We start from the raw sequence: 23,374 nt of genomic DNA, 5'->3' as shown, positions 1-23,374 counted from the left end.
GTCATGCCCGCTGCTGCGCCCCAACGAAGTTCGGCTCGTTGACCGATATCAGGCGCATAGCGGCAGTTCGGACTCCGTCGCTGCGAGCGATTGAGTTTTGATCCTAACCCGGCGCGCCCGCCACCGACCCCCGCACCACCAGATCGACCGGCCAGACCTCGCCGCGGGCGCCCTCCTCGAGTCCTGATATGCGCGCCGCCAGGCGCTCTGCGACGCGGGCGCCGGCGAGCCGGATCGACGAGCGCGTCGTCGACAGCGGCACGGGGAAATTCTCCGGCTTCAGCCACGGAAAGACATCGTCATGCGCGATCAAGGACAGGTCGCCCGGAATGGTCAGGCCGAGATCGCGCACCGCGCGCACCACGCCGAGCGACATGATCAGGCTGGAGCAGGCGATCGCCGTCGGCGGCTCGCTCTGTTCGAGCAGGCGCCTGGCGGCGCGGTAGCCGTTCTCCTCGGTCATGGTGAGCGAACAGATATGGCGCTCGCCAAGCACGAGGCCAGTCGTGGTGAGTGCCCGGCGCATGCCGCGCTCGCGATGGATGGCGAAGGTCTCACGGTCGTCGCCGTTGATCAGCGCCAGCCGCCTGTGGCCGAGCTGGACCAGCAGCCGCGCCGCCTCGTGGAAGGCGCCCTCGTTGTCGATGTCGAGGAAGGCATAGTCGAAGTCGAAGCCCTCGCTGCGGCCATGGACGATGAAGGGGATGCCGAGCGTGTTGAGCAGCGCCACCCGCCGATCGGCCGGCCGCGGCGAGGAGATGTAGACCGCGTCGACCTGCCGGTTGGCGACGATGCGCCGGTAGGTGGTCTCCTGGTCGTCGGCGTCCGCCGGCGACAGCACCAGGTCGAGCTCGTGCGAGCGGGCATAGTCGCCGAGGCCGGACAGGAACTCGACGAAGTGCGGATCGATGTCGACGGCGGCGCCGGTCGGCAGCACATAGCCGATCATCCCGGTCTTGCCGGTCGCCAGTCGGCGCGCGCTCGGATTGGGGCGGTAGCCATGTCGCTTGGCCGCGTCCATCACCCGCCGCCGCGTTTCCTCGTTGACCTCGGGATAGCCGTTCAGTGCCCGGCTCACCGTGGTCTGCGACAGCGCCAGCATGTGAGCGAGCTGTTTAAGATTCACCGGAGGCCTCCAAGCCTCAAAGCGCTTTAAATTTGAGTCAAAACGACAACCAACGCTGGTGACGTCGAACGCGCCGACCATAAGCATCGTTCAGATGGGTTTGAAGCAAAATTTACTGCTGCAGCGCCAAAAAAACGTGCTGCAGTGCACTTTCTGCGCACCTATTTGCAGAAATTAAATCGATTAGCTTTCTGCCCCCTCTTGACTTCCGGTTGATTCAATGGCGAGATCAAAACGACCAAAGCGCTTTGGAAGACTCTTCGAAAGGTTGCGGTTCCTTTCTGACTGAGTCACAGTCCTGCGGCGTCGGCGGACGGAATGGAGGTTCCGTTCGATTGGCGGAATGGAAATTCCGTCCGATTGTTTGTGACCACTGGGAGGAATATCGATGAAGAAAATGCTTCTGCTGGGCGCCGCGTTCGCGACGCTGGCCTTGAGCCTGCCGGCGCAAGCCGAACTGAAGTTCAAGCCGGGCGAGGACCCGCGCTTCAACTGGCAGAACTACGAGGACCTCAAGAAGGTCGACCTCAAGGGCGAGACGCTGACCATCTTCGGGCCATGGCGCGGCGAGGACGAAGGCCTTGTGCGCACCGTTCTCGAATATTTCCAGGAAGCCACCGGCGTCGAGATCAAGTACTCCTCGTCGGAGAATTACGAACAGCAGATCGTCATCGACACCCAGGCCGGCAGCCCGCCCAACATCGCCGTGCTGCCGCAGCCGGGCCTGATCCAGGACCTGGCTTCCAAGGGCCTTTTGACGCCGCTTGGCGACGACACCGCCAAATGGGTCAAGGACAATTACGGCGCCGGCCAGTCCTGGGTCGATCTCGGCACCTTCAAGGACAAGGACGGCAAGCCGGGCTTCTTCGCCTTCCCCTACAAGGCCGATGTGAAGTCGCTGGTCTGGTATTCGCCGGACAATTTCGAGGAAGCCGGCTACAAGGTCCCGAAGACGCAGGAAGAACTCGCCGAGCTTGAGAAGAAGATCATCGCCGACGGCGGCAAGCCGTGGTGCATCGGTCTCGGCTCCGGCGGCGCCACCGGCTGGCCGGCGACCGACTGGGTCGAGGACATCATGCTGCGCACGCAGACCCCCGATGTCTACGACAAGTGGGTAAAGAACGAGATCCCGTTCAACGATCCGGCGGTGGTCAACGCCATTGACATCTTCGGCAAGATCGCGACCGACGACAAGATGGTCGACGGCGGCGCCAAGGCGGTAGCGGCGACCGACTTCCGCGACAGCCCGAAGGGCCTCTTCGCGGTGCCGCCGAAGTGCTACCTGCACCATCAGGCCTCGTTCATCCCGACCTTCTTCCCCGAGGGCACGAAGCTCGGCCAGGATGCCGACTTCTTCTACTTCCCGCCCTATGCCTCGAAGCCCGAGCTCGGCACCCCGGTGCTCGGCGCCGGCACGCTGGCCATGATCACCAAGGATTCGAAGGCGGCTCGCGCCTTCATCGAATTCCTGAAGATGCCGCTGGCGCACGAGATCTGGATGGCCCAGGGCGGTTTCGTGACGCCGTTCAAGGGGGTCAACAAGGACGCCTATGCCAGCGACGCGCTGAAGAAGCAGGGCGAGATCCTCGCCAACGCCTCGACCTTCCGCTTCGACGGTTCCGATCTGATGCCGGGCAAGATCGGCGCCGGCTCCTTCTGGACCGGCATGATCGACCTCGTCGGCGGCAAGTCCGCCCAGGATGTCGCCACCGACATCCAGAAGAGCTGGGACGCGATCAAGTAGCCGGTCGTTCGCCTAGCCGGAAGCTCTTGCTTCCTCCTCCCAAGCGGATCCGGGCCTTTCGCGCCCGGATCCAGCTGGCCCATCACAGTATCTCATCCCGGTCGGATCGGGGTGAACCAGGTACCAGTCGTGAAAGCCCTGTCGTGAAAGCGTAGACATTCCGGCATGCGGCGCGCCGGGGAGGGCGGATATTCCGCTTTCATGTCCCGTTCGCGCCCCAACAACGAGAACAGCGCACGATCGCCACGATCATTTCAGTCCTGGCGGATCTTGCGCAGGGGAGAGGGACCCATGGCGGCTCAGATTTTCTCGGCCATATTCGTCATCATCGTCGGAGTCGGCGGCTGCGTCGCCTATTTCTGGGGCGCCAACAAGGCGCTCGACACCATCTTTCCCTCGCGCGGCGTCAGCGGCACTGCCGCCGTCGACAACCTGCGCCGGCAGGGGTTGATCCGTCCCTGGCTGTTCGTCGGTCCAGCGATGATCATCCTGACCATCTATCTGATCTACCCCGTCGTCGAGACGCTCAGACTGTCGTTCCTCGATCGCGGCGGCGCGAGCTTCGTCGGCCTCGCCAACTACGAATGGGCGTTCGGCGACCGCGAGTTCCGCAACTCGATCCTCAACAACATCGTCTGGCTGGCCGTAGTGCCGGCGGCCTGCACTTTCCTCGGTCTGATCATCGCCGTGCTGACCGACAAAATCTGGTGGGGCACCATCGCCAAGAGCCTGATCTTCCTGCCGCTGGCGATTTCCTTCGTCGGCGCCAGCGTGATCTGGAAATTCATTTATGAGTATCGCGGCGAAGGCCAGGTCCAGATCGGCCTGCTCAACGCCATCATCCAGTTTTTCGGCGGGCAGCCGCAGGTCTGGATATCGCTGCCGTTCTGGAACAATTTCTTCCTGATGGTCATCCTGATCTGGATCCAGACCGGCTTTGCCATGGTGATCCTGTCGTCGGCGCTGCGCGGCATTCCCGAGGAGACGATCGAGGCCGCGGTGATCGACGGCGCCAACCCGTTCCAGATCTTCTGGAAGATCATGGTGCCGCAGATATGGGGCACCATCGCCGTGGTCTGGACCACTATCACCATCCTGGTGCTGAAGGTCTTCGACATCGTGCTGACCATGACCAACGGTCAATGGAACAGCCAGGTGCTGGCCAATCTGATGTTCGACTGGATGTTCCGCGGTGGCGGCGATTTCGGCCGCGGCGCAACGATAGCCATCATAATCATGATCGCGGTCATCCCGATCATGGTCTGGAACATCCGCCAGGCCAACAAAGAGACGGGAGGACACTGAAATGGCCGCATCGACCGGAAAGTCCTTTGCCAGCCGTTTCGGCGTCCACATCGCGGTGCTGATCTTCGTCGCCATCTGGACCGTGCCGACGCTAGGCATCCTCGTCTCCTCGCTGCGCGACAAGGACCAGATCATCGCTTCCGGCTGGTGGAACTCGTTCGCCAGCTCCAGCCAGACCGAAGCCGGGCGGCTGCCCGCCGCCTCGGCGCAGGTCGAGAAGGACGGCAAGTTCGTCATCGAGGGCAACATCTTCGGCGACGGCGCCAAGCGCGATATCAGCGCCTTCGGCGTCAAGTCGGCCGCGCCGACGCAATATCCGGCCGGCTCGACCGCCGATCTCGGCGACGGCGTGACCCTGCAGGTCAATGCCGACGGCAGCTTCGTGCTTGCCTCGCCCAAGGCCTTCGAGGGCGACCGCGGCCAGCGCGTCTATTTCGCGTCGTCGGCGCCGCCGAAGTTCACCACGGACAACTACAAGACGGTGCTGTTCTCGGAAGGCATCGGCCGCTCCTTCATGAACTCGCTGACGGTGACCATTCCGGCCACCGTCATCCCGATCCTGATCGCGGCCTTCGCGGCCTACGCGCTGGCCTGGATGCGCTTTCCCGGCCGAGCGCTTTTGATCGCGGTCATCATCGGCCTGCTCGTCGTGCCGCTGCAGATGTCGTTGATACCGCTGCTCAAGCTCTACAACGGCGTCGGCTCGTTCTTCGGCGTGCCGTCCAAGACCTATCTTGGCATCTGGCTGGCGCATACCGGCTTCGGCCTGCCCTTCGCCATCTATCTGCTCAGGAGCTACATTGCCGGGCTGCCGCGCGAGATCATGGAATCGGCGCGCATCGACGGCGCCAGCGATTTCGAGATCTTCGTCAAGATCGTGCTGCCGCTGTCGTTCCCCGTGCTCGCCTCCTTCGCCATCTTCCAGTTCCTGTGGGTGTGGAACGATCTCTTGGTGGCGATGGTTTTCCTCGGTACAGAGGCCGACCAGATCGTGCTGACCGCCAAGCTGAACGCGCTGCTCGGCTCGCGCGGCGGTGACTGGGAGATCCTCACGACATCGGCATTCGTGACCATCATCGTGCCGCTGATCGTGTTCTTCTCGCTGCAGCGCTATTTCGTACGCGGGCTGCTTGCCGGCTCGGTGAAAGGAGGTTGAGACAATGCAATCGGCTTTGAAGGCGACGTCGAGGCCCGACCCCGCCGTCGATCGCGACTGGTGGCGGGGCGCGGTGATCTACCAGATCTATCCGCGCAGCTACCAGGACTCAAATGGCGACGGCATCGGTGACCTGAAGGGCATTGTCCGGCGCTTGCCCTACATCGCCTCGCTCGGCGTCGATGCCATCTGGATATCGCCCTTCTTCAAGTCGCCGATGAAGGACTTCGGTTACGACGTATCGGACTATTGCGACGTCGACCCGATGTTCGGCACGCTCGCCGATTTCGATACGCTGGTGGCGGAGGCGCATCGGCTTGGCCTCAAGGTGATGATCGACGAGGTGCTGTCACATACCGCCGACATCCATCCCTGGTTCAAGGAAAGCCGTTCGAGCCGCAGCAATCCGAAGGCCGACTGGTATGTGTGGGCCGACGCCAGGCCGGACGGCACGCCGCCCAATAACTGGCTGTCGATCTTCGGCGGCTCGGCCTGGCAATGGGACACCAGCCGCCAGCAATACTACCTGCACAATTTCCTCGCCGAGCAGCCCGACCTCAACTTCCACAACGCGGAGGTCCAGGACGCGCTGCTCGACGTCACCCGTTTCTGGCTGGAGCGCGGTGTCGACGGCTTCCGCCTCGACACCATCAATTTCTATTTCCACAGCCAGGGGCTGGAGAACAATCCGCCGCTGCCGCCCGAGGAGCGCAACGACCAGACGGCTCCGGCCGTCAACCCCTACAACTACCAGGACCATATCTACGACAAGAGCCGGCCGGAGAACCTCGGCTTCCTCGAACGCTTCCGCGCCCTGCTCGACGAATATCCGGCGCAGGCAGCGGTCGGCGAAGTCGGCGATTCGCAGCGCGGCCTGGAAGTGGTGGCCGCCTACACCGCCGGCGGCAAGCGCGTCCACATGTGCTATTCCTTCGACTTCCTCGCACCCGAGAAGATCAGCGCCGCCAAGGTGCGCGCGGTGCTGGAGGCCTTCGGCAAGGTCGCCAGCGACGGCTGGTCGTGCTGGGCTTTCTCAAATCACGACGTGATGCGGCCGGCCTCGCGCTGGGCCGCCAGCGAGGCCGATCCGACCGCCTATCTCAAGGTTATCTCGGCGCTGCTGATGTCGCTGCGCGGCTCGGTCTGCCTCTATCAGGGCGAGGAACTCGGCCTCGGCGAGGCGGAACTCATGTTCGAGGACCTGCAGGATCCCTACGGCATCCGCTTCTGGCCCGAATTCAAGGGCCGCGATGGCTGCCGCACGCCGATGGTGTGGGATGCCGCCGCCAAGAATGGCGGCTTCTCGGCGGCCAAGCCCTGGCTGCCGGTGCCCGGCAAGCATCTTTCGCAGGCTGTGAGCGTGCAGCAGGGCGACCCAAGCTCGCTGCTCGAGCACTACCGGCGCTTCCTCGCCTTCCGCCGCCAGCATCCGGCGCTGGCCAAGGGCGATATCGACTTCATCGAAAGCGCGGGCGACACCGTCGCCTTCACCCGCCGCGAGGGCAATGAGCGCGTCGTCTGCGTCTTCAACCTGGGCAGCAAGCCGGCCGAGGTCGATCTCGGCGGCGGCTCGCTTCAGCCCTTGCCGGGGCACGGTTTTTCGAGCCAAGCTGGCGCCGGCTCCATCCGCCTTGGCGGCTACGGCGCCTGGTTCGGCCGCATCGACTGAGTTTTTGAAACGGACGTCATTGGGAGGAAATCATGGCCGATGTCACGCTGAGGCAAGTGAAGAAATCATACGGCAATCTCAACATCCTGCATGGCATCGACCTCGACATTAAGTCGGGCGAGTTCATCGTCTTCGTCGGCCCGTCCGGTTGCGGCAAGTCGACCTTGCTGAGGTCCATCGCCGGGCTGGAGGAGATCACCTCGGGCGAGCTCAAGATCGCTGGCGAGGTCGTCAACGACGTGCCGCCGTCGAAACGCGGCATCGCCATGGTGTTCCAGTCCTACGCGCTCTATCCGCACATGACCGTCTACGACAACATGGCCTTCTCGATGAAGATCGGCAAGGAAAGCAAGGCCGAGATCGACAAGCGGGTGCGGCAGGCGGCCGAGATCCTGCAGTTGACCAAATATCTCGACCGGCTGCCCAAGGCGATGTCGGGTGGCCAGCGCCAGCGCGTTGCCATTGGCCGCGCCATCGTGCGCAATCCGAAAGTGTTCCTGTTCGACGAGCCGCTGTCCAATCTCGACGCGGCACTTCGCGTCGCCACCCGCATCGAGATCGCCAAGCTGAAGGAATCAATGCCGAACACCACGATGATCTACGTTACCCACGATCAGGTCGAGGCGATGACGCTGGCCGATCGGATCGTGGTGCTGAAGGAAGGCCGCATCGAGCAGGTCGGCACGCCGATGGAGCTCTATAAGCGGCCCGGCAATCTGTTCGTCGCCCAATTCATCGGCTCGCCGGCCATGAACATTCTGCCGGCGAAGATCGAAAAGGCCGGCGATCCGAGCATCATCAGCCATGTCGGCGGCCGCAAGGCGACGGTTCCGATCGCGACCCCTGCCTCGGCGAATGGCGCGGCGGTAAGTTTCGGCGTGCGGCCGGAAGACCTGGCGATCGCTACCGGCACGGAGTATCTGTTCGAGGGAACGGTGGACTATGTCGAGCAGCTTGGCGAGGTCCAGCTCGTCTATGTCGACATCGGCCGCGCCGACCTGCCGCTGGTGACGAAACTGCCGGGCAATGTCGAGGTCAAGCGAGGTGCTGTGCTGCGGCTCAACGCCGATGCCGGCGATCTGCACATCTTCGATGCGGACGGCCACTCCTTCACGCTGCACATGGCGGCAGCGAAGGCGGCCTGAACTTCACGTTGGACAAAACAAGAGCGGCGGGCACTGCCCGCCGCTCTGGTACTCAGCCAGCCGGTAGAACCGGAATGGGCGGCTCTGTCCGGCTGTTAGCGGCCGAACAGGTTGCGATCGCTGCCCTGAGGGGCGGACTTCTCAACGTCGCCCGACGAGTTTAGCAGCTTGTAGACCGGCGAGCTGGTGTCGCGCGTCGAAGACGTCTGGGTGGTGTCGACGCCGGCGGCGGCCGGCCGCTGATTAATGTCAGTCCCGCCAACATTGTCATTGCGGGCATAGGCGCTGCCGGCGGCGATCAAAAGAGCGGCGGCGGTAAGAGCAATCTTCTTCATTTCTGGTACTCCTGAATCTGCATCGGAGCGGCGAGACTGTCCGCCGCGTCCATCTTCCGTTGGAGCGTGGTCCGGATCGGCCTAGTTGTTGCCGAAGAGGTTGCGGTCGCTGCCCTGGTCGGCGGGCTTCTCGGCGGCCGGCTGCGACTGCTTGATCGAAGCCGTGTACGAGCTGTCGACCGCGGTGGCCGGCTGGTTGGCACCGTCGGAACCGAAGTGGTCGCTGCCGGCTGCGAAAGCGCCGCCCGAGATGGCCAGGAGGGCTGCGGTGGCAAGGATGATTTTCTTCATCTTAGTGTTCCTGAATTTCTGAGGATCCCGAGCGGCGGGCATCGCCCACCGCGGTCAGGGATCGTGTGTTAGTTGTTGCCGAACAGGTTGCGGTCCGAGCCCTGTGCCGGCGTCTGAGCGGCCGGTTCCGACTTCTTGACCGAAGCCGTGTACGAGCTGTCGACGGCAGCGGCGGGCTGATTGGCACCGTTCGAACCGTAGTGGTCGCTGCCACCAGCAAAGGCGCTGCCGGAAATGGCCAGAAGGGCGGCGGCAGTAAGAACAATCTTTTTCATTTTTAGTACTCCAGTATATTTTTCCGTCCGTCTAGCGGCGTGTCTTGGGAGGAAAGCGCGTCGTTCGGACAGCCCCGATGTGGGAGAGCCCCTTCCCGGTTTCCAATCACGAAGTTGTTTCGCCTGGACCATGACTCTGCACCTTGAAATTGTGCAACGGCCTCCCACACGTATTGTATTGTAAAGCAATATCAATATGTTATCCGAATGGCCCATCGACCCAGTTGACGATTTGGAAGATCTGCGTTCACACGGTCCTGCACGCATTGTCAACAGAAACGAACCGTTCGGTTCGATTTTAGAATCTCCTAATGGTCACTTTTCTATACTGTTAACCAATTCAGACCCGGTCAGCGGTCGATATGAAGGCGTTTCCAGCGCGCGATTCGGATCGCCCCCGAGGACGGCAATTCGGCGCCAGCGTGCCGCGAACCCGAAACGCGTGTCGCGCCCGCACGGATGCGATGTCGTTTTCGTACCGACGGTCCGCCGGCCTTAGTGATTAGATCAGGCCATCTCAGGTGCCGACCCGTGACGACGGGACGGAGAATTGGGAAGCCGGTCAAATTCCGGCGCTGCCCCCGCAACGGTGGTGGAGTTCAAGTCGCGACGGGAGACCACTGGGCCATCTGGCCTGGGAAGGTGTCGCGCCCGCCCGCAAGGGCACTCCAGAGCCCGGAAACCAGCCCGAGATTTCTAGGCTCGACTGATCGCGGTGGGCGGTCAAGAGGCGGATGGCGCGCGCCTGGCCCTGCCGGTGGCCGCCGTTCCTCTCCATCACCACCAGTTCAGTCCTTGATGCGACCGACGCGAGGGACAGGACATGGATGCGCGCAACGACATGCTGAGGCACCTGCATAACCGCAGGCAGGGCTTTTCGCTCGAACAGCCTTTCTACACCGACCCGGATTACTTCAAGCTCGACATGGAACTAATCTGGTATCGCGACTGGCTGTTCATCGGGCACGATTGCGAACTGCCGAAGCCGGGCAGCTACATCACCGCGCAGATCGGCGATTATCCGGTGGTCCTGGTCCGCGACCAGCAAGGCAGGATCAACGCCTTCCATAATTCCTGCCGCCATCGCGGCAGCCGCGTCTGCAACGCCGAGAAGGGCACCGCGGCGAAGCTCGTCTGCCCTTATCATCAATGGACCTACGAACTCGACGGCAGGCTGCTGTTCGCCCGCCAGATGGCGGATGGCTTCGACAAGAGCCAGTTCGGCCTGAAGCCGGTCGCCTGCGAGAGCGTCGGCGGCTACATCTTCATCTGCCTGGCGAAGGAGCCCGCCGATTTTGCGCCGATGCGCGCCATGATCGAACCCTATCTCCTGCCGCATCGATTGACTGAGGCGAAGGTCGCTTTCGAATCGACCATCGTCGAGAAGGGCAACTGGAAGCTGGTCTGGGAAAACAACCGCGAGTGCTACCACTGCGCCGGCAATCATCCCGAACTCTGCAAGACCTTTCCCGAGGCGCCGACGGTGACCGGCGTGCATGGTGCCGAAAGCGATCCCGAGATGCAGGCGCATTGGGCGAAATGCGAGGCGGCGGGCCTGCCGAGCAAGTTCCGCATAGACCCCGCCGGTCAGTATCGCGCCACCCGCGCCCCGCTCTTGCGCGATGCCGTCAGCTACACGATGAGCGGCAAGCGCGCGGTGAGGAAGAACCTATCCACGAGCGTCTCGGCGGACCGCATCGGCACGCTGATGCATTACCACTATCCGACGACCTGGAACCATATCCTGATCGACCATGCCGTCACCTTCCGGGTGCTGCCGATCAGCGCCACCGAAACCGCGGTGACGACGAAATGGCTGGTCCACAAGGATGCGGTGGAAGGCGTCGACTACGATCTTGCCGAACTCACCCATGTCTGGACCGAGACCAACGACCAGGATCGCCGCATCGTCGAGGAAAATGCTTTCGGCATCCTGTCGCCGGCCTATGAACCCGGCCCCTATTCGGAGCAGCATGAGGGCGGCGTCATCCAGTTCGTCGAATGGTACGCCTCCTTCATGGGCCCGCGCCTTGCCGAAGGCGGCCAGCCGACGCTGCGCAGTGTTGCCTAGCACATGGCGCCCAAAAGTGTTGAGCGGTTTTGGCATCACGACATGTGCAGAATGAAAAGGACCAAGGGATGAACGCGATGACCGATCTCGGCCTCTATCGCCATCTCGACGAGATGGCGCCCTGGAACGACCGGCTGCAGGTGCTGGAGGTGATCGGCGTCAGCGACGAGGCGCCGGACGTCAAGACCTTCACCTTCCGCTCCGACAACCAGACCTGGTTCCGCTACAAGCCCGGCCAGTTCGTGACGCTGGAACTGCCGGTCGCCGACGGACCGCTGATGCGCACCTACACGATGTCCTCGTCGCCGTCGCGGCCGTTCTCGATCGCGGTGACGGTGAAGGCGCAGGCCGGCAGCATCGGCACGCGCTGGATGTTCGACAATCTCAAGCCCGGCGCCCATGTGAAGGCCTATGGCCCGGCCGGCGATTTCTCGCTGCACAGCCATCCGGCGGCCAAGTACCTGTTCATCTCTGCCGGCTCCGGCGTCACGCCGATGATGTCGATGCTGCGCTGGCTGAACGACTGCGCGCCCTGGACCGATGTCGGTTTCGTCAACTGCGCGCGCAGGGCGGAAGAGATCATCTTCCGCAAGGAGCTTGAATTGCTGGGCAGTCGCATGCCCGGCCTGTCGCTCGGCTTCATGATCGAGGAACGCTCCATCCGCGAGGGCTGGTTCGGTCACATGGGGCGGATCGACGCCATAAGGCTTCCGCTTCTGGCACCTGACTACCGCGAGCGGGAAATCTTCTGCTGCGGCCCCGACCCGTTCATGCGCGCCGTCCGGCAGATGCTGGAGGCCGCCGGCTTCGACATGGCCAAATACCACCAGGAAAGCTTTGCCGCGCCGGTGGTGGAGGAAGTGCCGGCGCCGTTCGCGCTGCCGACCGACGGCGGCATCGAGATGCCCGTCGAGGCCGCGACGCCGGTTCGCTTTTCACTTTCCGATGTCGATGCCGAATGCATCGCCGGGCAAACCGTGCTGCAGACGGCGCGCGCCTCTGGCGTCAGGATCCCGGCCGCCTGCGAATTCGGCCTGTGCGGCACCTGCAAGGTGAAGAAGGTGTCCGGCGAGGTCGAGATGAGTCACAATGGCGGCATCCTCGATCACGAGATCGCCGACGGCTTCATTCTCGCCTGCTGCTCGAGGCCGATGACGGCGCTGGAAATCGAGGCCTGATCCACCCTATAGAACCCCAAAAGTGGCAGGCGTCTCGCTGTGTTCATCGTCTTGCCAAGCTGGAACCGAGTGTTTACAGGCGTTCCTCGGGGGAGCACCGCGGTACCGCGGTTGCTTGAGCTATGAAGTGGGGCAAGAACAATGCGGGCAGCGGATGTCTACGCTGTTGCGAGCAAGGATATCGTTTTTGAATCCTTCGACGGCGAAGCCGTCGTGCTTGATCTCGCGAGCGGAAGGTATTTCGGTTTCTCCGATACGGGCAGCCGTATCTGGCAAGCGCTGTCGTTGGGCGTGCCGGCCCCGGTGCTGGTCGGACTGGCCGCGGGAACGGCGACGATAGGATTGGTCGAACTCGAAAGCTTCATCGCGCAGCTCATCGATTTCGGCCTGCTGGCGCCAGCCCCGGATGCGTCGGCGCAGCCGCTGCCGAGCGGGCTGCCGGCCGAGCTTGCCGCGTCCCGCGAACCCCTGAAGGTTGACGTCCACGACGATCTTGCCGATCTCATCATGGTCGATCCGATCCATGAGGTCGAGGAACCCTTGGGCTGGCCCGCGGTCAAGCACGCGTCGTGAGACATCCGGGAGCGGCCGATCGCATTGGCGACGGTGCGCGGGAACAGGCCATGTCGCAGGTCACCCTCGGAAGCTTGCCGGACTATGCGCGCCAGGTTTTGGCCATGGCCGAGAGTGCGGCCGCCAGCTATTCCGTCACGCGGGATGTCCGTTTGCCCCGGTTGGACATGGCTGTCCATCTCACGCCCGGCCCCTTCGCGGATGCCATCGACCGCGGCCTTGTTCCGGCCGGCGGTGATCGGCAAGCGTCGGGCGTATGCCGCATCCTCATCGCCCATCCAGGCATCGGTAACATCGCCGCTCCGGCGAAATGGGGCGAGGCGCAGTTCGCCCCGCACGCCTTTGCCTCCCGGCTTGCCGACGCCGGGCTGCGCGGCTGCTACTTCCACGACCTCGACTTTTGGCAGGTATACGATCCCAAGCGCCGTGTCGGCGCGCAATTGATGCGCTCCGCCGACGGCTTTCCGCCCTGGGAGCCGGGCGCGCCGCTGCGCGCCTTTCTGCATTGGGACTATGCGGCGCGCGGCATGCGGCTTGCGCATGCCGGCACGCTGGGCATCGGCGGCAAGGGCATCCTGCTTGCCGGCGCCGGTGGAGCAGGAAAATCGGGAACCGTCGTCGCCGGCCTGCTCAACGGCCTGGACAGCGTCGGCGACGACTATGTGCTTATCGACAGGACGGATGAGGGGTAAGGGCGTATCCGCTGTTTTCCACCCTCAAGCAGGATCCCGAGGGTTTCGAACGGCTTGGCCTCAGGCAGCGGCTGAAATCCTATGGTCCGCTGAACTGGCAGGGCAAGCATCCGTTCCGCATCGATGACGTCGCGCCCCGGCCGCTGCCGGCAAGTCTGGACATCGCAGCGCTGGTGGTGCCACATATCGGCGGTGGTGGGACAAGCTCGGTCATGCCCTTGTCGCGCAAGGACGCCATGATTGCGTTGGCGCCGTCCGGCATCGCTCAGATGCCTGGCGAGCGCGAAGGCGGCTTTCGCTTTTTCAGCGATCTTACCCGCCTTTTGCCATGCTACCGTCTGGCGCTGGGGACGCGCCCGGAGGAAATCGCTGCCACGGTTTCCGGGTTTCTCGCGCGAGGCTCCGCATGAAGCTGAGCGTGATTATGCCAGTCCATAACCGCGAGAAGTATGTCGGCGCTGCGCTGCGCTCGCTGCTCAGGCAGCGCGACGGTGCCGATCTCGACATCATCGTCATCGACGACGGCTCGATCGACGGCTCGGTTGAGGTGGTGCGCTCGATGATGAGCGAAGCATCCTGCATCCGCCTTTTCCAGCAGCCCAATATGGGCGTCACCAAGGCGCGCAACGCCGGCCTCCGGCAGCTCCTGCCACAGACCGGCTTTGTCTCCTTCCTCGATTCGGACGACATCTCGCCGGCCGGCCGCTTCAAGGACGATTTGGCGCTTTTCGAAACCGATCCCGGTCTCGATCTGACCTATTCGCTGATGACCCTGGCCGACAATCTGGACGACGAGACGCTGGAGCCGGCGGCCGACAGCCACTGCGTGACCGTGCGCGGAATCCATCTGTCGGCCGGGATATTCACGCGCCGGCTTGTCGATCGGATCGGTGACTTCGACACCGATTTCAGCCAGGCCGAAGACACCGACTACCTGCTGCGCACTTTCGAGAGCGGCCCGAACTATGTCATGCCCGATACGGTGGGGCTCTATTACAGGCGCCATCCCGGCAACATGACCAGGGAGCCTGATATTCCCCGTCGCGAGTTCATGCGCGCGCTCCACAAATCGATGAAGCGGCGCCGGGCCGACCCGTCGCTGTGTGCGATCGACAAGATCTTTGAGGTCAAGGATCTCGCGGATTGGCGGTTCATGTGATGGCTGGCTACGGCGTCGTCATTCCGGCCTTCAACGCGGCCGCCACCATTGCCGATACGCTGCGCTCGGTGGCCGCACAGACGATCGCCGCCGACGCCGTCGTGGTCGTCGACGACGGTTCGACCGATGATCTCGAGGCGGCGATCGCCATTGCGGACATCCCCGTCAGGCTGCTGCGCCAGGACAACGCCGGCCCCGGCAACGCGACGACCAGGGGCATGGCGGCGCTGTCGACGCCGTTTATCGCGACGCTCGACGCTGATGACCTGTGGCTGCCGACCAAGATCGAATTGCAGCTCGCGCATCTTGAACGATCTCCGCGAACGGCGGGCGTTTTCGCCCATGCCCGCAATTTCCGCCAGGACCGGCCCGATCTGCCGGAGGCGGGCACGACGCCCGGCTGGTTTCGCACGACGATGGTGATCCGCCGCGAGGTAGCCGAGGCGGTCGGGCCGATCGTCGATCCGCCGGGTGGCCGCGGCGAGATGATCGACTGGATCGCCAGGGCGCGCGAGGCGGGCTTCGTGCTCGACATGCTGGACGAGGTGCTGGCGCTCAGGCGCATCAGGCCCGGCAGCCTGTCCTATGGGCGCGACGCGCGCGACCGCGGCTATCTGGAGGTGGTCCGCGCCGCCATGCTGCGCCGCGCGCAGAACAGACCGGGCTCCGGCTGATGGCCAGGATACGTTCCATCGGCCGTCGCTTTCCCGACTATGGCTGGTCCTGGCCGACCGGCAAGCTCGACCAGTTGCTCAAGGCCGCGCTCCTGCCCGACGAGGACGCGGCCAGCCCGCACGCGGCGCGCTGGCTGGACGAAAACGATATCGACCTCGTCTCCTTCCGGGAGCACCGGCTGCTCGCCGCGATTTCCGACCGCTTCGGCCGCAAGCTCGCCGCCCATCCCGCCTATCCGCGTCTTGTCGGGCTGCAGAAGATGCTGTGGACCAAGTCGCGCCTGGCCATGCGCGAAGCCGAGCCGGCGCTGAAGGCAATGGTGGAGGCGGGCGCGCCGGTCATGCTGATCAAGGGCGCCAGCCGCATCGCCGTGAATGCCTCCGCGCAGCGTGGCCGCGTGGCGCACGACATCGACATATTGGTGCGCCCTCAGCACATGCGGGTTGCCTTCGACGTGCTGCGCGATCGCGACTGGCAGATCGCCAGTGGCGTCAGCCCGTCCTATCTTAGGACACGGCTGGCATCGCTGCGCTCGATGAATTTCTTCAAGGGCAATTTCGGCGACATCGACCTGCACCAGCTCGCCTATGACGGATCGCAGCAAAGCGCCGAGGATGACCTGGCGATCTGGCGGCGGGCGATCGCGGCGGAATTCAGCGGTGTCGGCGTCTTCGTGCCGTCGCCCGCCGACCGCATCGCGCTCGCCATCGCGCATGGTGGGCTCGATGCCCACACCCACAGCGACTGGCTCGTCGATTGCGCGGTGGCCATCCGCGGCGGCGACGCCGACTGGGATGTGTTCCTCGACGTGATCGCCAGGCGCGGCCTCGCCGTCGCCGCTGCGGTGGCGCTCTCCTATCTCGCGCTCGAGATCGGCATTCCGGTGCCTGAAACGGTGCTCGCCAGCACGATCGGCATGGCCGACCGCTCCGGCCTGTCGCGGCTGTCCTCAGTGCTGCAGGCCAAGCCGCGCACCGATTTCGGCGGGCTTACCTGGCTGTCGCGCGGCTTTGCCAAGCAGTTGCGGCTGAAGCGCAAGAGCGGCCGGTTGCGCCAGGACGAACCGGACGTCGTCTGGCGCGGCAGGCGGGTGGCCGGTAGGGCGAAGAGGCAATCATCGCCTTTCGTGATGTCGCAGGCAATCGACTGTCCCGACCCGGGCGGCGAGATCATGCTGGAGGTGACGGTCCGGATCGCCGTGCCGCCGGTGCGCCGCCGCATCGAGATGGAGATCAACGGCGATGGCCGGCATGTCGCCCGTTTGCGCGCCCTGGCGATCAGCCGCGCCGGCGGGGAACGGGTGCTGCGCTTTCGCGGCAAGGTGGCGCTCGACCCGACGGCGGGGCGCACGCTGGTGATCGAGGCGCGGCCATCCCGCCAGTTCCGCACCTGGGACGACGAGACCGCCGTCGCCACCTATGGCGCGCTGCCCTTCCAGCTCGTCTCGGCAAAGTTCTCGCCGGTTTCCTGACAACGACCTCCTCGCGGCCTGCTCAAACGCCGTAGCGTTCCGTGCGGATCAAGCCAGCCGGCACGTCGGCATCGATGAGCGCCTGGGCGGCGGCCGAGACGAAGGCATTCGAGCCGCAGACGAAGGCGAGAATCGGTGGCTTGGGCAGCCGCTCCATGGCCTGCACCATCATCGCGGCGTCGATGCGCCTGGAATAGTCCGAGGCTCGCTGGGCCGGCTCGCGCGTCAGCGTCAGCACCAAGTCGAAGCCGTCGCGCCGGTCGTCGAGGCCGATCAACTCGTCGCGGAAGATCACCTCGTCCCAGACCCGCGCCGAAAACACCAGAGCGACCGGCGCGGCCGATTTCCGCACGCTGCGGTGACGCACCATCGCCATCAGCGGCACCACGCCTGAGCCGCCGCCCACCAGCAGGATCGGCCCGCCATCACCGGCCGACCAGATGAAATGGCCGCCGAGCGGCCCGCGCAATTCGATCTCGTCGCCGACCGCCGCAACCTCGTGGAAGAAGGGCGACACCTCGCCATCCTCGAGCCTCTCGATCGCCAGCTCGACCGTGCCGGCGCTCTCCGGCGCCGAGGCAATGGAGTAGGAGCGGCGCGCCTGATAGCCGTCCGGCGCCGTCAGCCTGACGTCGACATGCTGTCCGGCCAGGTGGAGGAAAGGCCGCGACAGCTTGAAGAAGAAGCTCGTGACACGCGGCGTGCGTTTCTCGATGCGCACGATCCTCGCCGTCTGCCAGGGCGATTGCGCGGCCGAGGCCTCGCTCATGGATCGCCCGAATAGCGCTGTTCGCGCCACGGGTCGCCATAGATATGGTAGCCGCGCAATTCCCAGAAGCCCGGCTCGTCGCGCTCGGTGAACTGCAGCCCGTTCAGCCATTTCGCCGACTTCCAGAAATAGAGATGCGGCACAAGAAGCCGCGCCGGTCCGCCATGGTCCGGCGTGATCGGCTTGCCCTCGTAGAGCAGCGCCACCATCGCCTTGCCGTCGAGCAGATCCTTGGCCGGCACATTGGTGGTGTAGCCGTCGAACGAGAGCGCCAGCGTGTAGGCGGTCGGCGGCGCGATGCCGGCATCGGCGAGGATGTCGTCGACCAGCACGCCTTGCCAGGCGGTGTCGAACTTGGTCCAGGCGGTCACGCAATGGATGTCGCGCGTCATCCTGGTCAGCGGCAGCGCGCTGAACTCGGCCCAGTTCCATTTCTTGATCGGGCGAGGGCCGTGCTTGAGGGTGAACGACCAGTCCTCGGTGCGCACATGCGGCGTCGGCCCGGCCGACAGCACCGGGAAGCCCTGCTCGAGATACTGGCCCGGCGGGATGCGCGTGTCATGGTCCGTGGGGGACGCCGTCCGGAAACGAAACCACGGGTGACCATCAGCACATCCCTTTGCGTGGGGCCGTTTGCCGGCCCAGCGCAATGTTCTCGAAGATGGCCCGGCGGGCAACAGAAAAAATGCCGGCGGCGGGCCTTGTGTCTGGCCTGTCGCCGGCGCCAGGCCTCAGCCTGCGGCGAAAGGCACGGCGACGAAGATCTGCGCGTCGCCGCGGTCGACGAGCAGCAGCACCGACTTGCGGCCGGACTTGCCTGCCTCGGCGATCGCCTGGTTCGCCTGCCTGGCGCTCTTCACCGGGGTCCGGTCGACGGCGACGATGACATCGCCCGGCTCGAGGCCGGCCGCCGAAGCCGCCTTGTCCGGATTGACGCGCTCGACCAAGGCGCCGCGCTGATTGTCGGCCAGGTTCAACTCCTCGCGGACATCGGGCGTGATGTCGGTGAGGCCAAGGCCGAGCGACGGGACGCGCAGGGCCTGCCCGGCCGACGGCTTCTCTCGAACTGCGCGGCGCTCATCTTCGGCCCGGCCCGCAGCGGGAACTCATGCAGCGAGCCGACATGGTCGAGATGGATATGCGTGGCGACGACGATCAGCGGCTTGCCTGCTGGCGTGTCGATCTCGGGCGCCAGCGGCAGGATGCCCATGCCGGTGTCGACCAGAAGGTCGGCGTCCCGGCCTTTGAAATGCCAGATGTTGGCGCGCACGAAATCGTGCACGAACGGCTCGGTCAGCATCGATGTCCTGGCGTCGACGATGGCCTTGCCGAACCAGTCGCCGACTACCAGGTCGCCCATCAGACGAAGGGCTTCCCGACCTTGTATTTCTCCGGCACCAGCCGCTTGAGGTAGGCCATGCCGGCATCCGAGAGCTTGTTGGCGTCGGGCTGCATGAAATCGTCGGGCATGTGGCGCGTCTTGCCTGCGACATTCTTCAGCGGCACCTTCTTCAGCACGGTTTTGGAACCGTCATGCTGCAGCGCCACCGAGCCGCCGCCCTGCCCGGCGACCTCGACTGCGAAGGCGCCGGCGTCGAAGGCCTCTTTGGCGTCGACGGCATTGATCGCGCCGATGTAGCCGCGCGGCATGTAGCCCAGCGCATCGACCCGCGCCCGCTTGCCCGGCAGGCCTTCGGCCAGCGCCCGTTCCAACGCCGCCGTCAGGTCGCTGCCCGACAGCTTGACGTTGCCGTGCTGGTCGCGTTCGAGCTTCTCTGGCGGCACCAGGCTCTCGACCAGCGCCTTGCCGTCGGCTGTGCTGACGCCCTCCGACACGGCGACGATGCAGCGCTTGTGGCGGTCGAGCGTGGCCCGCACGTCGTCGATGAAGCGTTTCGCCGAGAAGGCGCGCTCCGGCACGTAAACCAGATGCGGGCCGCTGTCCGGATCGAGCAGCCAGGCGGCGGCGGCCGCGGTCAGGAAGCCGGCGTGCCGGCCCATGACGATGCCGACATAGATGCCGGGCAGGGCGCGGAAATCGAGGTCGACCGAGAGGAAGGCGCCGGCGACGAACTCGGCCGCCGAGATGAAGCCCGGCGTGTGGTCGTTCTCCTCGAGGTCGTTGTCGATAGTCTTCGGCGCGTGCACGAAGGCGATTGTGCCGCCGGCTGCGTCGGTCAGGATCTGCTGCGTGCCCGACGTGTCGTTGCCGCCGATATAGATGAAGGCGTCGGCGCCGATCTTCTTCAGCCCGTTGAGGATCACCTCGCAATAGGCGGCGTCGGGCTTGTCGCGGGTCGAGCCGAGCGCCGCGCTCGGCGTCGCCGCGATCAGCCTGAGCTGCTCCTCAGGGATGGCCGAGAGGTCGGCATAGTTGCCATCGCGGATGCCGCGCACGCCGTGGATCGAGCCCAGCACCCGGGCGCCGGGATGGCGCTTGCGGATCTCCAGCGCGGCGCCGACGACCGTCTGATTGATGACGGCGGTCGGGCCGCCGCCCTGCGCGATGACGAAAGTTCCGGCCATGCTTGATCTCTCCCGGGGCGATGGTTTCAGGGCACCTTCGCCTGTCTTGCTGGATGACGCAACGGGAGAAAAGACCGCACTTGGACAAGTCGCCAAAGCGGCCGCCGGCAGCGGCCGAGGATCAGACCACGACCACCGGGTTCTTCTTCGACACGCGGCTGTAAAGATCAATGATGTCCTGGTTGATCAGCCGAACGCAGCCCGACGACATCGCCTGGCCGATGCTCCACCATTCCGGCGAGCCGTGGATGCGGTAGCCGGTGTCCTTGCCGTTCTGGAAGATGTAGAGCGCCCGCGCGCCAAGCGGGTTGGTGAGGCCGCCGGGCTGGCCGCCCTGCCATTTCACCAGTTCCGGCTTGCGCTGGATCATTTCCGGCGGCGGCGTCCAGACCGGCCATTCCTTGCCGTACTGGATGTTGGCGCGGCCCGACCAGCGGAAGCCGTCCTTGCCGATGCCGACACCGTAGCGGATGGCGTCGCCGCCGGGTTGCACCAGATAAAGCATGCGCTCCTGCAGGTGCACCACGATGGTGCCGGGCGCCTCGCCGGTCTTGTCGACGACGATCTGGCGGCGGAACTCCGGCTTGACCTTCAGGTAGGGCACCGCCGGCACCTCGAAACCCCCATCGGTCAGCGACGCATACATGACGTCGGGGCCTGTGATGTTCTTGTCGACGCTGATCGCTGGGCGCAGGGGATGCACCGAGCCGGTGGTGGTGTCGTCGATCTGCAATTGCGGCAGGTCGAGCGTCTCGGTGGTGCTGCAGCCGGCGATGCCGAGCAGCGCCGCGGCGCCGAAGCCCGAGATCATGCTGCGGCGGGAAAGCTGTATTCCGGTTTCGATAGCATCGCCGTTCGAAGGCGGCGTCAAACTTTGCGGCAACTCGCGCATGCACCAAACCCTACACTGTCGGCGGGAAGCACGGTCCGGCCGGATAGCAGGCATTTTCATCGATCATGGTTGAAAAAGCGTGAAGGACCCGACTTTGGTCCTAAGGGCCGTCGCCGCCGCCGGCAGGGCCGAACCAGCCGCCCAAACATTTCGAAGATGCCTCTTTACATTCCGGCCGACCCGAGGATTTATCCTTTTCTTTGTGCTCAAGGAGTGAGGAAATGTCCTTCGAGAACTGGGCCGCCTTCGCCGCCGCCTCCACCATCCTTCTCGTCATCCCGGGTCCGACGATCCTTCTGGTCGTCTCCTATGCGCTCGGCCAGGGCTGGCGCACCGCGCTGCCGATGGCGGTCGGCGTCGCGCTCGGCGACTTCACCGCCATGACGCTGTCGATGCTCGGCATCGGCGCACTGCTGGCGGCATCGGCCACCGTGTTCACCGTGCTGAAGGTGATCGGCGCCTGCTATCTGATCTATCTCGGCGTCAAACTGTTCCGCGCCGGCGGGGCGCTGAAAGCCGAGCCGCGCACCGACGCGGTGTCCGCCGCCAAGATGATGGCGCATGCCTGGCTGGTCACCGCGCTCAACCCGAAGAGCATCACCTTCTTCGTCGCCTTCCTGCCTCAGTTCCTCGACCGGCACGCCGATTTCTGGCCGCAGATGCTGATCTTCGAGACGACCTTCCTGGCGCTCGCCTTCGCCAATGCCTTCGGCTACGCACTGATCGCGGCCCGGGCGCGCAACGTCGTGCGCAACCCGAAGGCGATTCGCATCTTCAACCGCACCGGCGGCACGCTGCTGGTCGGCGCCGGCATCGCCACCATGGCGATGCGCTCGGGCAATTGAGTCAGGTCCAGCCAAACGGTGCAAGCCGCCCCTCGCCGGTTGGCGAGCCGAGTGTCGATGTTTTAGGATCACGTCCAGTTCGATCAGGACGGTAGCAGGGCACTCAATGGCGCTGAAGAACGCATTCGGCCTGACATTTTCCGGCGCGACGGAGGCGGGATTTTCGCCCTATGAGAGGGCTGTCCGCGAGCTGCAATGCTTTATCGGCGATCCGGTCGCTACCATCGACCGCGCCATCGCCGAAGATCCCGGCTTCGTCATGGCCCATGTGTTCAAGGGCTATCTCTTTGCGCTTGCCACTGAGCCTGAGGCGACGGCCGTGGCCAGGGCCTGTCACGAAGCGGCGCTGCCGCTTGCGGCGACGGCGCGCGAGCAGGCGCATATCGCGGCGCTCGGCCATCTCGCCGCGGGCCGTTGGCACGACGCCTCGCGCCTGCTCGAGGACATCGCCATCGATTTTCCGCTCGATGCGGTGGCCCTGCAGACCGGGCATCAGATCGACTTCTTCACCGGCAATGCGCGCATGCTGCGCGATCGTATCGGTCGCGCGCTGCCGTCCTGGCAGAGGGGCATGCCGGGCTACCACGCCATTCTCGGCATGCAGGCCTTCGGGCTGGAGGAGATGGGCGACTATGCTCGCGCTGAGGGCTTCGGCCGGACGGCGATTGAGATCGAGCCGCGCGACGGCTGGGCGCAGCACGCGGTCGCGCATGTTATGGAAATGCAGAGCCGGCAAAAGGACGGCATCGCCTGGATGCGCGCCAACCCGGACGCATGGACGAAAGACAGCTTCCTCAAAGTGCACAATTGGTGGCACCTTGCGCTGTTCCACTACGATCTCGGCGAGACCGAGGAAGTCCTGGCGCTCTATGACGGGCCGATCTACGGCACGCGCTCGACACTGGCGCTCAACATGGTGGATGCTTCGGCGATCCTGTGGCGGCTGCATCTCGGCGGCGTCGATGTCGGCGATCGCTGGACCGCTCTCGCCGCCAATTGGGCGCCCAAGGCTGCTGCCGGCAACTATGCCTTCAACGATGCCCATGCGATGATGGCTTTCGTCGGCGCTGGGCTGGAGGCGCCGGCCAGGACCTTGCTGGAGGCGCAGCGCGAGGCGATGCATGCCAGCGACGACAACGCCGCTTTTACCCGGGATGTCGGCCATCCGCTGACGCTGGCGATCAAGGCGTTCGGCGAAGCTGACTACACCGAGGCGGCGCGCCTGATCCGGCCCATACGCTCGATCGCGAACCGCTTCGGCGGCAGCCATGCGCAGCGCGACGTCATCGACCTGACGCTGATCGAGGCTGCCCTGCGCGCCGGCGATGGACCGCTGGCGCGGGCGCTGACGGGCGAGCGCGCCTTTGCGCGGCCGGACAGTCCGCTGTCGGCGCTGTTTTCGCGGCGCGCCGCCGATTTGTCCGAGAATTGACCCGAAGCGGATCTTGGCATAAGAACTGGCCAAGCCAGATTTTTT

The 23,374-nt window shown here is 64.7% G+C and carries 23 protein-coding genes, 2 pseudogenes and 1 riboswitch; of the genes and pseudogenes, 15 read left to right on the top strand and 10 right to left on the bottom strand.

Annotated features, from left to right (window positions below; all coding sequences use genetic code 11):
• Positions 1-103: 103 nt before the first annotated feature.
• Positions 104-1,126: a substrate-binding domain-containing protein gene (locus EJ073_RS18090; protein WP_126056953.1), complete on the bottom strand. Its 1,023-nt coding sequence runs from the start codon at positions 1,124-1,126 to the stop codon at positions 104-106.
• A 388-nt stretch (positions 1,127-1,514) separates the two neighbouring features.
• Between EJ073_RS18090 and EJ073_RS18085 the strand changes: the two genes are divergently transcribed.
• The 5 genes from EJ073_RS18085 (at position 1,515) to ugpC (ending at position 8,145) form a co-directional block, all read left to right on the top strand.
• Positions 1,515-2,870, top strand: coding sequence for an ABC transporter substrate-binding protein (locus tag EJ073_RS18085; protein WP_126056952.1), 1,356 nt, complete (start codon positions 1,515-1,517; stop codon positions 2,868-2,870).
• A gap of 291 nt (positions 2,871-3,161) precedes the next feature.
• The gene (locus EJ073_RS18080; RefSeq protein ID WP_126056951.1) at positions 3,162-4,175 is read left to right on the top strand and encodes a sugar ABC transporter permease; all 1,014 of its coding nucleotides are present in this window, start codon (positions 3,162-3,164) and stop codon (positions 4,173-4,175) included.
• 1 nt (position 4,176) lies between these two features.
• Positions 4,177-5,331 carry a carbohydrate ABC transporter permease gene (locus EJ073_RS18075; RefSeq protein ID WP_126056950.1) on the top strand — a complete coding sequence of 385 codons (1,155 nt, stop codon included), beginning with the start codon at positions 4,177-4,179 and terminating at the stop codon, positions 5,329-5,331.
• A 4-nt stretch (positions 5,332-5,335) separates the two neighbouring features.
• Positions 5,336-7,000 (top strand): alpha-glucosidase, encoded by a 1,665-nt coding sequence (locus tag EJ073_RS18070; protein ID WP_126056949.1) that lies wholly within the window; start codon positions 5,336-5,338, stop codon positions 6,998-7,000.
• A gap of 32 nt (positions 7,001-7,032) precedes the next feature.
• Positions 7,033-8,145 carry a sn-glycerol-3-phosphate ABC transporter ATP-binding protein UgpC gene (gene ugpC / locus EJ073_RS18065; RefSeq protein ID WP_126056948.1) on the top strand — a complete coding sequence of 371 codons (1,113 nt, stop codon included), beginning with the start codon at positions 7,033-7,035 and terminating at the stop codon, positions 8,143-8,145.
• Positions 8,146-8,240: 95 nt separating this feature from the next.
• Here the strand turns inward: ugpC and EJ073_RS18060 are convergent, their stop codons facing one another.
• The 3 genes from EJ073_RS18060 to EJ073_RS18050 form a co-directional block, all read right to left on the bottom strand.
• On the bottom strand, positions 8,241-8,480 hold the full coding sequence (locus EJ073_RS18060; RefSeq protein WP_126056947.1) for a DUF680 domain-containing protein: 240 nt from the start codon (positions 8,478-8,480) through the stop codon (positions 8,241-8,243).
• A gap of 81 nt (positions 8,481-8,561) precedes the next feature.
• Positions 8,562-8,771, bottom strand: a complete 210-nt coding sequence (locus EJ073_RS18055; RefSeq protein ID WP_126056946.1) for a DUF680 domain-containing protein — start codon at positions 8,769-8,771, stop codon at positions 8,562-8,564.
• A gap of 68 nt (positions 8,772-8,839) precedes the next feature.
• Complete coding sequence (locus tag EJ073_RS18050) at positions 8,840-9,046, bottom strand: DUF680 domain-containing protein (protein ID WP_126056945.1); 207 nt, start codon at positions 9,044-9,046, stop codon at positions 8,840-8,842.
• Positions 9,047-9,548: 502 nt separating this feature from the next.
• Positions 9,549-9,752, top strand: a riboswitch (cobalamin riboswitch).
• A 117-nt stretch (positions 9,753-9,869) separates the two neighbouring features.
• On the opposite strand from EJ073_RS18050, the gene EJ073_RS18045 reads away from it, so the two are divergent.
• The 8 genes from EJ073_RS18045 (at position 9,870) to EJ073_RS18015 (ending at position 16,865) form a co-directional block, all read left to right on the top strand.
• On the top strand, positions 9,870-11,117 hold the full coding sequence (locus EJ073_RS18045; RefSeq protein WP_126056944.1) for an aromatic ring-hydroxylating dioxygenase subunit alpha: 1,248 nt from the start codon (positions 9,870-9,872) through the stop codon (positions 11,115-11,117).
• A 77-nt stretch (positions 11,118-11,194) separates the two neighbouring features.
• Positions 11,195-12,295 (top strand): hybrid-cluster NAD(P)-dependent oxidoreductase, encoded by a 1,101-nt coding sequence (locus EJ073_RS18040; protein ID WP_126059264.1) that lies wholly within the window; start codon positions 11,195-11,197, stop codon positions 12,293-12,295.
• Between the two features lie 141 nt (positions 12,296-12,436).
• Positions 12,437-12,868 carry a PqqD family protein gene (locus EJ073_RS18035; RefSeq protein WP_126056943.1) on the top strand — a complete coding sequence of 144 codons (432 nt, stop codon included), beginning with the start codon at positions 12,437-12,439 and terminating at the stop codon, positions 12,866-12,868.
• 50 nt (positions 12,869-12,918) lie between these two features.
• Positions 12,919-13,560, top strand: a complete 642-nt coding sequence (locus tag EJ073_RS32215) for a hypothetical protein (RefSeq protein WP_245455283.1) — start codon at positions 12,919-12,921, stop codon at positions 13,558-13,560.
• A 212-nt stretch (positions 13,561-13,772) separates the two neighbouring features.
• Positions 13,773-13,970 carry a hypothetical protein gene (locus EJ073_RS32210; protein WP_245455282.1) on the top strand — a complete coding sequence of 66 codons (198 nt, stop codon included), beginning with the start codon at positions 13,773-13,775 and terminating at the stop codon, positions 13,968-13,970.
• Entirely contained in the window at positions 13,967-14,719 is a 753-nt protein-coding gene (locus EJ073_RS18025; protein WP_126056942.1) for a glycosyltransferase family A protein, read from the top strand. Before EJ073_RS32210 ends, EJ073_RS18025 begins: the two co-directional genes overlap by 4 nt.
• Entirely contained in the window at positions 14,719-15,393 is a 675-nt protein-coding gene (locus EJ073_RS18020) for a glycosyltransferase family A protein (protein ID WP_126056941.1), read from the top strand. Before EJ073_RS18025 ends, EJ073_RS18020 begins: the two co-directional genes overlap by 1 nt.
• Positions 15,393-16,865 (top strand): nucleotidyltransferase family protein, encoded by a 1,473-nt coding sequence (locus tag EJ073_RS18015; RefSeq protein ID WP_189347933.1) that lies wholly within the window; start codon positions 15,393-15,395, stop codon positions 16,863-16,865. Before EJ073_RS18020 ends, EJ073_RS18015 begins: the two co-directional genes overlap by 1 nt.
• A 22-nt stretch (positions 16,866-16,887) precedes the next feature.
• Here the strand turns inward: EJ073_RS18015 and EJ073_RS18010 are convergent, their stop codons facing one another.
• The 6 genes and pseudogenes from EJ073_RS18010 to EJ073_RS17985 all read right to left on the bottom strand — a co-directional run bounded on the left by EJ073_RS18010 (position 16,888) and on the right by EJ073_RS17985 (position 21,052).
• Positions 16,888-17,634, bottom strand: coding sequence for a ferredoxin reductase (locus EJ073_RS18010; protein ID WP_126056939.1), 747 nt, complete (start codon positions 17,632-17,634; stop codon positions 16,888-16,890).
• A pseudogene (locus EJ073_RS18005) lies at positions 17,631-18,241 on the bottom strand (sulfite oxidase-like oxidoreductase). The gene EJ073_RS18010 and the pseudogene EJ073_RS18005 overlap by 4 nt, the downstream one beginning before the upstream one ends.
• 124 nt (positions 18,242-18,365) lie before the next feature.
• Positions 18,366-18,611 carry a PDZ domain-containing protein gene (locus EJ073_RS18000; protein WP_348627211.1) on the bottom strand — a complete coding sequence of 82 codons (246 nt, stop codon included), beginning with the start codon at positions 18,609-18,611 and terminating at the stop codon, positions 18,366-18,368.
• Positions 18,612-18,694: 83 nt separating this feature from the next.
• A pseudogene (locus EJ073_RS17995) lies at positions 18,695-18,994 on the bottom strand (MBL fold metallo-hydrolase); the annotation flags it as partial.
• Positions 18,994-20,160 (bottom strand): diphosphate--fructose-6-phosphate 1-phosphotransferase, encoded by a 1,167-nt coding sequence (locus tag EJ073_RS17990; protein WP_126056938.1) that lies wholly within the window; start codon positions 20,158-20,160, stop codon positions 18,994-18,996. The gene EJ073_RS17990 and the pseudogene EJ073_RS17995, both read right to left, overlap by 1 nt.
• A 121-nt stretch (positions 20,161-20,281) precedes the next feature.
• Positions 20,282-21,052: a L,D-transpeptidase gene (locus tag EJ073_RS17985; RefSeq protein WP_126056937.1), complete on the bottom strand. Its 771-nt coding sequence runs from the start codon at positions 21,050-21,052 to the stop codon at positions 20,282-20,284.
• Positions 21,053-21,273: 221 nt separating this feature from the next.
• On the opposite strand from EJ073_RS17985, the gene EJ073_RS17980 reads away from it, so the two are divergent.
• A complete protein-coding gene (locus EJ073_RS17980; RefSeq protein WP_126056936.1) occupies positions 21,274-21,897 on the top strand; it encodes a LysE family translocator in 624 nt (207 codons plus the stop codon).
• A gap of 106 nt (positions 21,898-22,003) precedes the next feature.
• Positions 22,004-23,329, top strand: coding sequence for a tetratricopeptide repeat protein (locus tag EJ073_RS17975; protein WP_126056935.1), 1,326 nt, complete (start codon positions 22,004-22,006; stop codon positions 23,327-23,329).
• Positions 23,330-23,374 lie beyond the last annotated feature (45 nt).

It is taken from the genome of Mesorhizobium sp. M4B.F.Ca.ET.058.02.1.1 (assembly GCF_003952505.1).
GTDB lineage: Bacteria > Pseudomonadota > Alphaproteobacteria > Rhizobiales > Rhizobiaceae > Mesorhizobium.
Note: the sequence above shows the minus strand (reverse complement) of the source record. Positions and strands in the feature narration are given on the sequence as shown.